This is a genomic window from Streptomyces sp. NBC_01520 (assembly GCF_045040375.1).
Taxonomy (GTDB): domain Bacteria; phylum Actinomycetota; class Actinomycetes; order Streptomycetales; family Streptomycetaceae; genus Streptomyces.
This window is the reverse complement of record NZ_CP109404.1, coordinates 7,002,693-7,016,776: the sequence shown is the minus strand read 5'-3', so window position 1 is coordinate 7,016,776 and position 14,084 is coordinate 7,002,693. Positions and strand designations below refer to the sequence as shown.

9 protein-coding genes, 1 tRNA gene and 2 pseudogenes are annotated in these 14,084 nt (G+C 71.0%); 4 read left to right on the top strand and 8 right to left on the bottom strand.

Annotated elements, in window-relative coordinates; all coding sequences use genetic code 11:
- Positions 1–20: 20 nt before the first annotated feature.
- From OG524_RS31615 to OG524_RS31605, 3 genes are read right to left on the bottom strand one after another with little or no spacing between them, the layout of a single operon-like run.
- Positions 21–1,988: a substrate-binding domain-containing protein gene (locus OG524_RS31615; RefSeq protein ID WP_405387163.1), complete on the bottom strand. Its 1,968-nt coding sequence runs from the start codon at positions 1,986–1,988 to the stop codon at positions 21–23.
- On the bottom strand, positions 1,978–3,534 hold the full coding sequence (locus tag OG524_RS31610) for a sugar ABC transporter ATP-binding protein (protein ID WP_405812122.1): 1,557 nt from the start codon (positions 3,532–3,534) through the stop codon (positions 1,978–1,980). Before OG524_RS31610 ends, OG524_RS31615 begins: the two co-directional genes overlap by 11 nt.
- Complete coding sequence (locus tag OG524_RS31605) at positions 3,531–4,568, bottom strand: LacI family DNA-binding transcriptional regulator (protein ID WP_405387166.1); 1,038 nt, start codon at positions 4,566–4,568, stop codon at positions 3,531–3,533. Before OG524_RS31605 ends, OG524_RS31610 begins: the two co-directional genes overlap by 4 nt.
- Positions 4,569–5,351: 783 nt before the next feature.
- Here OG524_RS31605 and OG524_RS31600 point away from each other — a divergent pair.
- Together OG524_RS31600 and OG524_RS31595 are read left to right on the top strand one after the other, a co-directional pair.
- Positions 5,352–5,759, top strand: a complete 408-nt coding sequence (locus tag OG524_RS31600; RefSeq protein WP_405387169.1) for a hypothetical protein — start codon at positions 5,352–5,354, stop codon at positions 5,757–5,759.
- A gap of 347 nt (positions 5,760–6,106) precedes the next feature.
- Positions 6,107–7,630 carry a SulP family inorganic anion transporter gene (locus OG524_RS31595; RefSeq protein ID WP_405812121.1) on the top strand — a complete coding sequence of 508 codons (1,524 nt, stop codon included), beginning with the start codon at positions 6,107–6,109 and terminating at the stop codon, positions 7,628–7,630.
- Between the two features lie 119 nt (positions 7,631–7,749).
- On the opposite strand, the gene OG524_RS31590 is transcribed toward OG524_RS31595, so the two are convergent.
- Positions 7,750–7,837: transfer RNA gene (locus OG524_RS31590), tRNA-Leu, on the bottom strand.
- Positions 7,838–8,147: 310 nt separating this feature from the next.
- On the opposite strand from OG524_RS31590, the gene OG524_RS31585 reads away from it, so the two are divergent.
- The gene (locus tag OG524_RS31585; RefSeq protein WP_405812120.1) at positions 8,148–9,461 is read left to right on the top strand and encodes a DUF2254 domain-containing protein; all 1,314 of its coding nucleotides are present in this window, start codon (positions 8,148–8,150) and stop codon (positions 9,459–9,461) included.
- A gap of 64 nt (positions 9,462–9,525) precedes the next feature.
- Here OG524_RS31585 and OG524_RS31580 read toward each other — a convergent pair.
- A pseudogene (locus tag OG524_RS31580) lies at positions 9,526–9,691 on the bottom strand (aldehyde dehydrogenase); the annotation flags it as partial.
- Between the two features lie 11 nt (positions 9,692–9,702).
- Between OG524_RS31580 and OG524_RS31575 the strand changes: the two are divergent.
- Positions 9,703–10,371, top strand: a pseudogene (locus OG524_RS31575) (MFS transporter); the annotation flags it as partial.
- 71 nt (positions 10,372–10,442) lie between these two features.
- On the opposite strand, the gene OG524_RS31570 reads toward OG524_RS31575, so the two are convergent.
- Genes OG524_RS31570 through eboE form a run of 3 tightly spaced genes read right to left on the bottom strand, consistent with a single transcriptional unit; the run spans position 10,443 to position 14,083 of the window.
- Positions 10,443–11,486, bottom strand: coding sequence for a sugar phosphate isomerase/epimerase family protein (locus tag OG524_RS31570; protein WP_405387175.1), 1,044 nt, complete (start codon positions 11,484–11,486; stop codon positions 10,443–10,445).
- Between the two features lie 42 nt (positions 11,487–11,528).
- Positions 11,529–12,911 carry a nucleotide pyrophosphatase/phosphodiesterase family protein gene (locus OG524_RS31565; protein ID WP_405387177.1) on the bottom strand — a complete coding sequence of 461 codons (1,383 nt, stop codon included), beginning with the start codon at positions 12,909–12,911 and terminating at the stop codon, positions 11,529–11,531.
- The gene (gene eboE, locus OG524_RS31560; RefSeq protein ID WP_405812119.1) at positions 12,908–14,083 is read right to left on the bottom strand and encodes a metabolite traffic protein EboE; all 1,176 of its coding nucleotides are present in this window, start codon (positions 14,081–14,083) and stop codon (positions 12,908–12,910) included. The genes OG524_RS31565 and eboE overlap by 4 nt, the downstream gene beginning before the upstream one ends.
- Between the last annotated feature and the right edge of the window lies 1 nt (position 14,084).

Genomic DNA, 14,084 nt, shown 5'->3' with positions numbered 1-14,084 from the left:
GCCTTCCTTGGGCCTGCGGGTCAGGAGAAGTCGGCGACGTTCTTCTGGGTGACGACCTTGACCGGCACCTTCACCATGTCCTTGATCTTCTCGTCGTCCGCGGCCCTGACCGCGTTCTGCACGGCGATCCTGCCCAGTTCCTTCGGCTGCTGGGCGACGGACGCGTACAGCGTGCCTGCCTCGACCGCCTTCAGGCCGTCCGGCGTGCCGTCGAAGCCGACGACCGAGACGGACGTTCCGGCCTTGCTGCCGAGGGCCTTGGTGGCGCCGAGCGCCATCTCGTCGTTCTCGGCGAAGACACCGGTGATCCCGGGGTGCGACTGGAGCAGGTTGGTCATGACGTCCAGGCCCTTGGTCCGGTCGAAGTCGGCCGGCTGGGTGGCGACGACCTTGATGCCGGGGTACGCCTTGATGCCTTCGGCGAAGCCCGCGCCGCGCTCACGGCTCGCGGAGGTGCCGGCGGTGCCCTGGAGGACGACGATGCTGCCCTTGCCGCCGAGCTTGTCGGCGAGTGCGTCGGCGGCGAGCTTGCCGCCTGCGACGTTGTCGGAGGCGACGAGCGTCGCGGTCTCCGCCCCGTTGACACCGCGGTCCGCGGCGACCACCGGGATGCCGGCCTTGTTGGCACTGCGGACACCGGGCCCGACGGCGTCGGAGTCCACCGGGTTGACGATGATGGAGCCCACCCCTGAACTGGTGAAGTTCTGCAGCTGGTTGGCCTGTTGCGCGGCGTCGTTCTGGGCGTCGGTGACGGTGAGGTCGATCCCGGCCTTCTTCGCCTCGGCCTGGGCACCCTCCTTCATCTGGACGAAGAAGGGGTTGTTGAGGGTGGAGAGCGACATGCCCACCTTGGTGGTGCCGCCGGAGGAACCGGAGTTGAAGAACGTCACGGCGGCGATGACTGCGGCCACGCAGACCAGCGCGAGGCCGGCCTTGAGCGCTCCCTTACGGCCGGACCCCGGCGCTCCGGACGTGGCGGAGGAACCGGACGCGGACGCGGCACCCGATCCGGCCTTGCGGCGCAGGGTGTCCAGCAGCACCGCGAGGGCGATGACGACACCGATGACGACCTGCTGCCAGAACGCGGACACGGACAGGAGGTTCAGGCCGTTGCGCAGCACGGCGAGGATGAGCGCGCCGATCAGGGTGCCGGACGCCTTGCCGACGCCGCCCGCGAGGCTGGCGCCGCCGATGACGACCGCGGCGATCGCGTCGAGTTCGTACCCCTGCGCGGCCTGCGGCTGTGCGGAGACCAGGCGGGAGGCGAGGACGATGCCCGCGACGGCGGCGAAGAGGCCCGCCAGGGCGTAGATGGCCAGCTTCTGCTTCTTGACGCGCAGACCGGAGAGCCGTGCCGCTTCCTCGTTGCCGCCGATGGCGTACATGGAGCGGCCGATGTAGGTACGGGCCAGGATGAGCGCGGTGAGCAGGCCCATCACGATCATGACGAGGACCGGGACGGGGAGCCAGCCGCCGAGCGTGTCACCGAGTACGGAGACGGAGTCGGGGAAGGGGATCGGCTGTCCCTGGGAGATCACCAGGGACAGTCCGCGGGCGACGGAGAGCATGGCCAGCGTCGCGATGAACGACGGCAGCTTCCCGTACGCGACGAGGGCTCCGTTGACGAAACCGCAGGCGAGGCCCGTGGCGAGGCCAAGAACGACGGCCAGCCAGACGGGAACCCCCTCGGACGTCGCCGCCCATGCGATGACCGTCGCGGAGAGCGCGGCGACCGAGCCGACGGAGAGGTCGATGCCCGCGGACACGATGACGAACGTGACACCGAAGGCGAGGATCGCGGTGACGGCGGCCTGCACGCCCACGTTCAGCAGGTTCTGCGTGGTGAGGAAGTCGCCGGAGAGCAGCGACATAGCCACCAGCAGGACGACCAGGGCGCTGAGGGCACCGTTGTCGAGGAGAAGGCGGCGGGCCGTGCGTCCTGTGGTGCCGCCCGAGCCCTTCTTGCTCACAAGCGTGTCAGTGGCCACGGGGGCCCTCCTCTTCGTTCACTGCGTTCCCGGCGTCTTCCGCGGGGGTGGGGGTGGGGGCGGCGCTGACGGCGAGAGCCATCACGGCGTCCTGGGTGGCTTCGTGGACGGGGAGTTCACCGGCGATGCGGCCCTGGGCCATGACGAGCACCCGGTCGCTCATGCCGAGGACCTCGGGCAGGTCGCTGGAGATCATCAGGACCGCGTGTCCGGAGGCCGTCAGCTCGTTGATGAGCTGGTAGATCTCGACCTTGGCGCCGACGTCGATGCCACGGGTCGGCTCGTCGAGGATCAGCACACGGGTGTCCGCGAGCAGCCACTTGCCGATGACGACCTTCTGCTGGTTGCCGCCGGAGAGCGTACGGACATGCTGGCCGAGGCCCGCCATGCGTACGCCCAGCTGCCCGGCGATCCTCGCGGCGGCCGTGCGCTGTCCCTTGAGGTCGACGAGGCCGGAGCGGGTCGCGGAGCGCAGGGTGACGAGGCCGAGGTTCTCCTGCACGGAGGCGTCGAGAACCAGCCCCTGGCCCTTGCGGTCCTCGGGCACCAGACCGAGTCCGGCACCCATGGCGGCGGTCACGTCGTGCTTGCCGAGCCGCTCGCCGAGCACGTCGACGGTCCCGGCGTCGTAGGGGTCCGCACCGAAGACGGCACGGGCGACCTCGGTGCGGCCTGCGCCGACGAGGCCCGCGAGGCCGACGACCTCGCCGGCCTTCACCTCGAAGCTGATGTCGTGGAACACCCCGTCGCGGGTGAGTCCACGCACGGAGAGCAACGGCTCTCCCGTTTCCGGGCGTTCACGGGGGTACTGCTGGTCGATGCTGCGGCCGACCATCAGCTGGACGAGCTCCGCCTCGGGCGTGGACGCGGGCACCTGGTCGATGCTGCGGCCGTCGCGCAGGACGGTCACGCGGTCGCCGAGCGCCGCGATCTCGTCGAGATGGTGGGTGATGAAGACGACGCCGACACCGTCCTCGCGCAGTTTCCGCACGATCCGGAAGAGCTTGTCGACCTCCTCGGAGGTGAGGACGGCCGTCGGCTCGTCCATGATCAGGACGCGTGCCTCCAGGCTGAGCGCCTTGGCGATCTCGACCATCTGCAGCCGGGCGATGCCCAGTTCGCGCACCTTGGCCCGGGGGGAGACGTGCAGGCCGACACGGCGCAGCAGCACCTCGGCGTCGGCTTCCATGCGCCGCCGGTCGATCATGCCGAGGCGGCGCGGCTGACGGCCCAGGAAGATGTTCTCGGCCACGGTCAGATCGGGAACCAGGTTGAACTCCTGGTAGATCGTGGCGATCCCGAGCCTCTCGGCGTCCTGCGCGCCGTGGATGCGGACCTCGTGCCCGTGGGCGAAGATCCGGCCGCTGTCCGGGCGGTAGGCACCGGAGAGCATCTTGATGAGGGTGCTCTTGCCCGCCCCGTTCTCACCGAGCAGGACGTGCACCTCGCCACTGCGCAGGTCGAAGTCGACGCTGTCCAGGGCCACGACGCCGGGGAAGGTCTTGCGTACGCCTTCGATGCGCAGCAACTCGTCTGACTCGCTCACAAGTTGCTCCTCCGGTCCGAACGGTTCGGGGTGGTCGCGCCTGCGGGCTCGCCGCAGGAGCTGCGGACGACGAGGCGGGCGGGCAGGGTGACGGACTGCGGGGGGCGGCCCTCGATGACGTCGACCAGCGCGCGTACGGCGGCACGGCCGAGGTCTCCGGTCGGCTGGGCGATCGCGGTGATCGGCGGTCCGGTGTGCACGAACCACGGGATGTCGTCGAAGGCCGCGATCCCGATGTCCTCGGGGACCCGCAGGCCGTGGGTGCGGATGGCGTCCAGTGCGCCGAGCGCCATCAGGTTGTCGGCGGCGAACACGATCTCGGGCGGTTCGGGGAGCGACAGGAAGTACTCGGTGGCGCGCCGGCCGCTGTCCGCCTGGAAGTCGCCCTGGCCGATGTAGGCGTCGGGCAGCGCGAGTCCGTGGGTGCGCATCGCCTCACGGAAGGCCTCGACGCGCTCGTCGCCCGTGGTGGTGGCGGCGGGGCCCGCGATGATGGCGAGTCTGCGGTGGCCCAGCGCGTACAGATGGGCGACCAGGTCCTGGATGGCCCGGTGGCCGTCGGCGCGTACGACGGGGACGTCCACGCCGGGCATCCAGCGGTCCACGAAGACCATCGGGGTGCCGGTGCGTGCCACTTCCAGCAGCAGGGGCGATTCGCCGTCGGCGGGCGAGACGAGGAGCCCGTCGATCCTGCGGTCCAGCAGGGTGCGGACGTGGTGGTCCTGCTGCTCGGTCCGCTCGTCGGCGTTGCCGATGATCACGCTGTAGCCGAGGGCGCGGGCCTCCTCCTCGACGGAGCGGGCGAGCGCGGTGAAGTACGGGTTGAGCACGTCGCTGATGACCAGGCCGAGGGTGCGGGTCTGATCGGTGCGCAGTGAGCGGGCCACGGCGTTGGGCCGGTAGCCGAGGGCCTCGACGGCCGCGAGGACGCGACTGCGTGCGTCCGGGCTGACGGAGGGATGGCTGTTGAGGACGCGGGAGACCGTGGCGACAGAGACTCCTGCCTGGGCCGCGACATCCTTGATGCTCGCCATTTCCGGACCACCTCCTTGTGGTTTCCGTGAGCCTCGATCCAGCGGACTACACCGTGGAATCGATTACACGGATGATTGGAAACGATTACATGGCTGAAATCAAGACCCTGCCCGTGCTCCGAGACCGGATCGTGACGCGGCGGCCCGCACACACGCCTCCCGTCGGCGTCACCGGCCGAGCCGCGGGGGAAGCGGCCTCCGCGAGGACCACCGTCACGCTGTGCCCCACCGGACGTCCGGAGCGGGGAGTGACGGGCGACCCCGAGGGGGCCTCCATGAGGGCCACCGCCACGCCGCCCCACACCGGGCGTCCGGAGCCGCACCCCCGACGCCACCCCACCCGGCCGGCAAAGGCAAAGACACGCGTGTCCGAATATCCCTGTCCTGATTCACGCGCCGGATATCCAGGACCCCACCGGGCAGCCTCGCGACGAACCTCTCCCGCCGCGAACTCCCCGCCACCCAGAGATGAATTCCGAACCGACGAATCCCACCCCGGCAGCCCGGACCTGTGTGCGAATTGCAGGCGTTGCCAACCCCGCCCATTCGAACGGGAAGTGACCATCAGGACACGTGGGAAACCCTGTTGACCTGGCCGTACAACTGCTGACGGGGGGCCGGAAAGGGGTACCGACAAGAACTCCCCCGCCCCTCGGTCTTCACCACACCGATTTCCCCCATTCGAACCGTGACTTTCAGACTCTTCACACGAGTTCAACTCGGCGGGCCTTTTCGCCTGTTAGCTTCGATAAACGCGCGGACGAAGTCCGGAAGGAGGCTCAGGTGCGAGGTGCGACAGCCCGGTTCGTGCTCACGATCCTGACCGCCCTCCTGCTGGCCCTGCAGTTTCCCGCGCCCACCACGCTCCTCCCGGCCGCCCACAACACCCAGGCCACCGGTTCGCCGGAGCGGCTCACGGGCGCCACCGCCGGCCAGGTCGCGCACCACCCCGTGCGGACGTACCACGGCACGGTCCATGACGGCGAGCCCAACGGCCTTCTGCGTAACCGTGACCGCCACCATCGCGCCGCAGCCGGCTCCGCGACCGACACACTCGTCCGCTGCATCGTCGCTGACGTCTCCGCGGGCCGCCGCTCCCTGGCCGCGCCTGCCGCGCCGGGTGCCACGTCCCGGGTGTCGAGACCCCCTGCCTCACCCACTCCTGCGTCACTTCAGGTGTTCCGCTGCTGAGCCGTTCCACGGCGCGCACCGGCCTCACCCACCCGCTTCGCACCTCCGGGTGCGTCCGCGTGGGGTCATGCCTTCGCGCCCGTCAGCACCTCGCTCCCGCTCGTACACCGACGCGCCGCCCACGGCGCGCCAGGAGGAACCACAGATATGCGCCCCCTCGTCGAACACGTCCGGTCCTTTCGCGAGCAGCCGGCGGAACACCCCGAGGCGTCCGCCCGACTTCCCCACGGCCGGTCCCCGCGGGCGCTGCCCATCGCCCGCTCCGGACCCCGAATCACCCCTGCGCCCGACACCGGCACCCGCCCCGCGGCGGCGGTACGTGCGGGCGCCGTACGGGCCCCCGGCGTGTGCTCCGACACCGCCCGGACGCCGTGAGGGCCGTCCGGGGCGACCGTGCGGCCTTTCCCCATCTGCGGCAGGACTTCGCCGCGTCGGTCGTCGTCTTCCTCGTCGCCCTTCCGCTGTGCGTGGGCGTCGCCGTGGCCTCCGGTGTACCGGCCGAGCTGGGGCTGATCACGGGCATCGTCGGCGGCCTCCTCACCGGCATGATGCGCGGCAGCAGTCTCCAGGTCTCCGGTCCGGCCGCCGGACTGACCGTGCTCGTCTTCGAGGCCGTCCAGACCTTCGGCCTGGCCACGCTCGGGGTGATCGTGCTGTGCGCCGGACTGCTCCAGCTCACCATGGGCGCCCTGAAGCTGGGGCGCTGGTTCCGGGCCATCTCCGTCTCGGTCGTCGAGGGCATGCTCGCCGGGATCGGGCTCGTGCTCATCGCCGGCCAGCTCTACACCGCGGCCGGGCTGGAGGCACCGGTCTCCGGCGCGGGCAAGGTCGTCGGACTCCCCGATGCCCTGGCGGGGGCCTTCGCCGACACCGATGCCCTGGCATCGCTCGCGGTCGGCGCCGCGACGATCGCCGTGGTGGTGCTGTGGAAGCACACGTCGGTACGGCTCCGTGCCGTCCCGGGCGCACTCGCCGCGGTCGTACTGGCCACGATCGCGACCCTGGTGTTCAGCCTGCCGGTCGCCACGGTCGAGGTCCGGGGCCTGCTCGGCGCCGTCCAGTTCCCCGGGCTCGACGACCTCGGCCGGCTGGCGAGCCTGGGCGTGCTGGGGACCGTGCTGGCCTTCACCCTGATCGCCTCCGCCGAGAGCCTGTTCAGCGCCGCCGCGGTCGACCGGCTCCACGACGGACCGCGTACCGAGTACGACAGGGAGCTCATGGCCCAGGGAGCCGGCAACGCCGCGTGCGGGCTGCTCGGTGCGCTGCCGATGACCGCGGTCATCGTGCGCAGTGCCGCCAATGTCCAGGCGGGTGCGCGGACCAAGGCCTCCCGGGTCCTGCACGCGGTGTGGCTGCTGCTCTTCGCGGCACTGCTGCCGTCGGTCCTCGCGCTCGTCCCGCTGCCCGCTCTGGCCGGGATCCTCATCCACGCGGGCTGGAAGCTGATTCCGCTGCGCACCCTCGCGACACTCTGGCGCGAGCACCGGGGCGAGGCCCTGATCCTGCTGGTCACAGCCGTGGCGATCGTCACCGTGAACATGTTCGAGGGCGTCCTGATCGGACTGGCCCTGTCGGTGGCCAAGACCGCGTGGGACGCCTCGCAGCTCAAGCTCGACGTCGTCGACACGGGCGGGGGCCCCATCCGGGCCTACCTGTCGGGCAACGCGACCTTCCTGCGGCTGCCGAACATACTCGACAGTCTGGAGGCACTGCCTCAGGACCGGCCGATCGAGCTGGACCTCGCCGGGCTGCAGCACCTGGACCACGCGTGCCGCACCGCGCTGGAGAACTGGGCGGCGCGCCACAGCTCCCCCGGGACCGAACCCGTGCAGCTGACCGAACCGGCGCCCGTGACCACCGCCTCCGGCTGACACCCGGTGAGCCCCGGCCATCCGGCCCCCTGGCCTGTGGTCGGGGTTCGCCCGCCGCCGGACGGGAGTACGCGGCATCCACGGAACGCAAAAGAACCCCACCGTGGTGGGGTTCCCGCTGGTGTCCGAGGGGGGACTTGAACCCCCACGCCCGATAAAGGGCACTAGCACCTCAAGCTAGCGCGTCTGCCATTCCGCCACCCGGACAAGGTGTCTGTCGTTCACGGTGTGTTCCCCGTGGCGACAAAGAAAACAATACCAGGGGTTTGGGGTGCCCCTCACCTGCGTTTTCGGTGGTCAGTGCGGTGCGGGCGGGTCCGGGCGGACGGCCCGTCCCACCCGGAGCCGACACCCGTACGGTAAGTGGCGTTCCGTGTACTCACAGTGGCTGGAGGCTACCTTCGCGGGCATGGACGGCAGCGGCGGCACGGGGGGCACGAGCGGGACCGACGGGCCGGGCGAACCCGACAGGCCTGGCGGGTTCGGCGGGCGGAGTGGGATCGGCGGGCCGGGCAGCATGGCTGACCGGGCCGTCCGCCCGCCCCACGCCCTGGCCAACCTGCGTGAGGGACTGCGGGACACGTTCTGGTTCGCACCGACCGTGGGACTGCTGTGCTCCTTCGCGCTGTGGTGGGTCCTCTCCGAGATCGACACGCGGATCGTCGCCTACCTGCAGGAGGAGCAGGCGTACGAGGAGCTCGGGGACCTCATCGCGATCGTCCTGGACGCCCGGACGATCGTCACGACGATCAGCTCCGCGATGATGACGTTCATCGGTGTCGTCTTCAGCATCTCGCTGGTGGCGGTGCAGATGGCGAGCGGGCAGCTCACCCCGCGAGTGGTACGGATCTTCGTACGGAGCCGGATCAGCAAGCTGACACTGACGGTGTTCCTGGCGACGTTCGCGTTCTCGCTGCTGGTGCTGTCCTCGTACGAGGGCGGGGCCGAACCGGATCCGCGGCGGGTCACCTCGGTGCCGCTCCTGCAGAGCGTGCTGACGCTGGGCATGGTCGGGCTGAGTCTGCTGCTGTTCATCGCCTACGTCTCGGCCACCCTGCGGCTGATGCAGGTCGGGCCCGTCCTGAACAACATCGCCCGTGAGTCGTTCCGGGCACTCGCGCGGCAGCCCGGTGGGGAACCGTTCGACGGGGCGCCGCTCGCCGCGGAGACGGCACGGCTCGCGCACCGGGAGCGGGCGGGGGTGCTGCGGGGCGTGAATGTGGCGCGGCTGGTACGGGTGGCGCGCCGTCAGGGGGTCGTCCTGCGGCTGATCCCCCGGATCGGGGACTTCGTGGTGCCGGGGACCCCGGTGCTGGCCGTGCACGGCGGGACCGCGCCGTCGCCGTACACGCTGAGGTACACGGTCGCCGTCGGGGTCGAGCGCACCCTGCGGCAGGATCCGGCGTTCGGGCTACGGCAGTTGTCGGACATCGCGCTGCGGGCCCTGTCGGCGTCCGTGAACGATCCGACCACGGCGGTGCAGTGCCTCGACCGGATCGTGCAGTTCCTTTCGGTGGCCGTGCACCTGCCGCTCGGGCCGATGCACCACCGGGACCGGCGGGGTGCGGTACGGCTCGTCCAGGAGGTGCCGGGGTGGGCGGATCTCGTGGATCTGGCCTTCGAGGAGATCCGGGGGTGCGCGGCCGACAGCCCGCAGGTAACCCGGCGGCTGCTGGCCGGGCTCGACGACCTGCTGCTGCTCGCGGCCGAGGAGCGGCGGAAGCCGCTGCTCAGGCACCGTGCGCTCCTGGTCGAGGCGGTGGAGCGGACGGTGCCCGAGGCGGCGGGGCGGGCGTTCGCGCTGCAGCCGGACCGTCAGGGGATCGGCTGACACGACGTTCGGTCGGTCACGGCACGGGGCTCGCTTCTCCGGTCGGTCACGGCATGAGGTGGTGGTCCGGGGTGGCGGCCACGCGGGCGCGGCGTTCGGGGAGCGGGATGTGGCGCCAGGCGCGGTGCTGGTCGGGGGGCCCGTACGGCGTCACGGGCGGTCGCCGCGTCCAGGCCGGGCGGGCAAGCGACGGGGGTGTTGTCGACGGGGCTGGTGGCGGGGAGGGTGCGGTGCCGTCCCCTGGGACAGCGGCCACATCTGCTGGATGATGACCGTCTGGGTGTTCTTCCAGGCCGCGGTCGCGATGCCCGCGGGCAGGCTGCGGGAGACCGGCAGGCTGCCGGCCCGCTGGGCGATGGTGCTCGGCGCGACGGGCACCCTCCTCGGCTACCTGCCATGGCGTACGCGCCGCACGTGATCTTCGCGTAGTCGCTGAAGGCGATCGTCAACGGCACCGGGCGCGGCGTCATCGGCTGGCTCTCCGACCTCTACGGCCGCCAGAAGTGCCTGCTGTACGTCTGCGTCATCCTGGGGCTCGCCCAGGTCGGCATCATCTGGTCGGCCGAGATGAAGTGCCTGCCGCTTTTCCTGCTCTTCTCCGCGATCTCCGGCTTCGGCGGCGGCGGCGTGATCTTCCCGATGTTCGCCGCGATGGCCGCGGACTGCTTCGGTGAGAACAACAACGCCACCAGTGACGGCATGGTCTACAGCTCCAAGCTCGTCTCCGGGCTCGGGGCGGGTACGGGCTTCATGGTCGTCGACGCCTGGGGACTCAACGGTGCGTTTCCTGGCGGGCAGCATCTCGTTCTTCGCGGGATTCCTCGCCCTGTTCCTCGCGGCACCCGGCCGCGACCGGAAGGGCAACCCGCTGGTGAAGGCCGGCCCGGCCCCCGTACGGGAGACCTGCTGAGCGCGTGCCCGAAGCACACGCGTGGGGCCCGGTTCCCGGAACCGGGCCCCACGCATATGTACGGTCGGGCGTCAGTCCCCGCAGCGGCTGTCGCGGAGCGAGTGCAGGTGCTCGCTGGACTTGCGGGCGAAGGCGAAGGACTCGGCCGGGTTGTCGTGCTCGGTCTGCCAGTGGTGGTAGGTGCGGCCCCGGTGGGTGCGCTCGGTGACGCGGCTCAGGAAGGTCTTGTAGTCGATGTCGCCGTCGCCGACGTCCGACATGCGGTAGCCGTCGCGGGCCGTGTCGTCCCTGATGCCGTCCTTGACGTGGAACAGGGGGTAGCGGTCGGGCTGCTTGAGCACGTAGTCGATGGGGTTGAAGGGGGCCGGGGTGCCGTCGGCCTTCTTCCCGAAGCGGAACTGGGCGGCGAAGGCCCAGTAGATGTCCATCTCCAGATGGACCAGGTCGGGGTCGGTCTCGGCGAGCAGGACGTCGTAGAGGCGTACGCCGGGCTTGTCGGTGGCGAAGGAGAACTCCTCCGCGTGGTTGTGCTGGTAGAACTTCATGCCGCGCTTGCGGGCGGCGGCACCGTAGGTGTTGAAGTCCTCGGCGGCACGCTTCCAGCCGTCCACGGTGGCCCCGTAGCGGAACGGTCCTGAGGCGGTGCCTATGTGCTTGAGGCCGAGGGCCTGGGCCTCGTCGAGCACCTTGGTGAGGTTCTGGGCGAAGGTGTAGGCGCCGGGGTTGTTGTCGTCGTAGTAGCCGACGTGGCTGCCGATGGGGTTCAGCCCGTGGTCCTTGGCCAGCTTCTTCAGCTGGGCGAGGGTGATGGCGCCGGCCGATCCCTGGGTGTATCCGGCGAACTCGATCTCGTCGTAGCCGTACTTCTCCAACTCGGCGAAGACGGGGGCGAAGCCGAGGGTGGAGACCTTGTCACGGAGGCTGTAGAGCTGGATGCCGAGGCGGCCGGGGGGCAGCACGGCACGGCCCTGGCCGTGCCCCTGGCCCGGGTTGCCTGCCGCCTGGGCGGTCGCGGCTCCGAGGAGGGTGGCGGCCGTGGCTCCGGCGGCGACGCCGAGGACGTTGCGGCGGCTGAGTCTGCGCGCGAGTTCGGAGTCCTTCGGGGTGCGGCTCATGATCACGTATCTCCTGTGTGGGTGTGCGGGTGGGTCGGACGGTCAGTGCAGTCCCGCGAGCTGGAGGAGCAGGGACTTCACCTCGGTGGCCTGGACTCGGCCGGTGAACGCGTGGGGGGCGGAGCAGAGGATGAGCGGACCTTCGTCGTCGCTCTCGGGGAGGCGGCCGTGGCTGCCCCGGATGGGTGAGGGGTCCAGCGGGACGACCGCCATGCGGTAGCGCATCCCGAGCTTCTTGCGGGCGACCGCCGAGGCGGCCCTGACCCGGACATAGGGGTCCTGGGGGTCCATGAAGAGCTCGACGGGGTCGTAGCCGGGCTTGCGGTGGATCTCCACGAGCTGCGCGAAGTCGGGTGCGCGGGCGTCGTCGAGCCAGTAGTAGTACGTGAACCAGGCGTCCTTCTCCGCGACGGCGACGAGCTCCCCGGAGCGGGGATGGTCCAGGTGGTGGGCCTTCTTGCCCTCGTCGTCGAGGAGCCGCTCGATGCCGGGGAGGTCGGCGAGGGCTTCCCTGGCCGCCTCCAGGTCCTCGGGGCGGCGTACGTAGACGTGGGCGATCTGGTGGTCGGCGACGGCGAAGGCGCGGGAGGCCATCGGGTCGAGGTACTCCATGCCGTCCTGGGTGTGGACCTCCAGCAGCCCGGCGCGGCGCAGGGCGCGGTTGATGTCGACGGGCCGGTCGACTCGGGTGATCCCGTACTCGGAGAGGGCGACGACGGTGCGGCCCTCGGCGCGCGCGTCGGCCAGGAGCGGTGCCACGGCCCGGTCGAGGTCCGCTGCCGCCCGGTGGGAGCGGGGGTCTTCGGGGCCGTGGCGCTGGAGGTCGTAGTCGAGGTGCGGGAGGTAGCAGAGGGCCAGGTCGGGGCTGCGGGTGGCGAGGATGTGCCGGGTCGCTTCGATGATCCACTGCGAGGAGACGAGGTCGGCGCCGGGGCCCCAGAAGTGGAAGAGGGGGAAGGTGCCGAGCTTGTCGGTGAGCTCGTCGTGCAGGGCGGGGGGCCGGGTGTAGCAGTCGGGTTCCTTGCGGCCGTCGGCGTAGTACACGGGGCGGGGGGTGACGGTCCAGTCGGTGTCGGCGCCCATGGCGTACCACCAGCAGATGTTGGCGACGGTGTAGCCGGGGTGCGCGCGCCGGGCGGCGTCCCAGAGCTTGTCGCCCTCGACGAGCCCGTTGTGCTGGCGCCACAGGAGGACGTCGCCGAGCTCGCGGAAGTACCAGCCGTTGGCGACGATGCCGTGCTCGGCGGGGGTGGTGCCGGTGAGGAACGTGGACTGGGCGGCGCAGGTGACGGCGGGCAGGACGGTGGAGAGGGGCGCCTGGGCTCCGCTTCCCGCCAGGGCCCGGAGGTTCGGCATGTGTTCCAGCAGTCGGGGGGTGAGGCCGACGACGTCGAGGACGAGGAGCGGGTTGGGCGTGCGCGTCATGGGAGCTCCTTCAGCCCGAGGTCGGTCAGGAGGTCGCGGGCGAGGGTGAGTTCGGCGGCGATGCCGTCGGCGAGCTGGGAGCGGGTGCGGGGGCGGAGTTCGGCCGGGAGTGCCTGCCAGGTGTACGTCTCGACCTCCAGGTGCCGGGTCCGGGGCACCGGCCCGCCGACGAGCCGGTTCAGCACGGACTGGAGTACGGGGAGCGTGGAGGTGAGCGGGGGCGCCGGCGGCGCGTGCAGGGGTACGTGGAAATGGGAGCGCCAGGGGGTGCTGTCGGGGAGCACCCCGCCGGACACGGCCTCGTCGAGGTCGTCGGTCCCGCGCAGGCCCGCCGCGGTGAGGGTGCGGGTCTGGTGCAGGAAGCGGGGTTCGGCGAAGGCGCCGAGTGCGGCGCGGACCTCCGGCAGGTGGGGGTGTTCCGCGTGCAGGGCGGCGGAGAGCTGGGCCTTGGCGACGGGGACGCCGGCCGCTTCCAGGGCGCCGAGTGCGGTGTCCGGGTCCTCGAAGGAGGTGGCGAGGTGGCAGGTGTCGACGCAGATGCCGATGCGGTCGTGGCCCACACGGGTGAGGGGTGCGATGGCGTCGGCGGTGGTCTCCACGGTGCAGCCCGGTTCGGGTTCGAGGCCGATCCGGATGGATTTCCCGGTCAGTTCGGCGAGGGCGTCGAGCCGCTGCGCGAGCGTGACCAGGGCCTTCTGCGCGGTGCCGGCCGCGGTGGGGTCGGTGGCGTACGGGGTGCGCCAGGCGATCGGGAGGGTGGAGATGGTGCCCTGGGTGACGTCGTCGGGCAGCAGGGAGGCGAGGAGCCTGGCCAGGTCGGTGGTGTGGGCGAGCCGTTCGGGGTCGGTCCAGTCCGGGGTGTAGACGCGGTACTTGACCTCCTGGGCCCCGAATCCCTCGTACGGGAAGCCGTTCAGGGTGACTACTTCGAGGCCGCGGTGCTCCAGCTCGGACCGCAGGGAGCGCAGCTCGGAGGGGTCGTTCGTGAGGGCGCGGGCGGCGTCCTTGGCGAGCCAGAGTCCGATGCCGATGCGGTCCCGGCCGAGCCGTTTGCGTACGGGCTCGCAGTGGTCGCGGAGCTGGGCGCGGACTCCTTCGAGGTTCTCGGCGGGGTGCACGTTGGTGCAGTAGGCGAGGTGGACGGTGGAGCCGTCGGGGTGGCGGAAGCGCATC

What these genes read in the sequence shown, in the direction of transcription:
- OG524_RS31585 (WP_405812120.1), top strand. Translation starts at nt 8,148, where the DNA reads ATGGCTGACCGGGCCGTCCGCCCGCCCCACGCCCTGGCCAACCTGCGT.
- OG524_RS31565 (WP_405387177.1), bottom strand. Translation starts at nt 12,911, where the DNA reads ATGACGCGCACGCCCAACCCGCTCCTCGTCCTCGACGTCGTCGGCCTC.
- OG524_RS31570 (WP_405387175.1), bottom strand. Translation starts at nt 11,486, where the DNA reads ATGAGCCGCACCCCGAAGGACTCCGAACTCGCGCGCAGACTCAGCCGC.
- OG524_RS31605 (WP_405387166.1), bottom strand. Translation starts at nt 4,568, where the DNA reads ATGGCGAGCATCAAGGATGTCGCGGCCCAGGCAGGAGTCTCTGTCGCC.
- eboE (WP_405812119.1), bottom strand. Translation starts at nt 14,083, where the DNA reads ATGCGCTTCCGCCACCCCGACGGCTCCACCGTCCACCTCGCCTACTGC.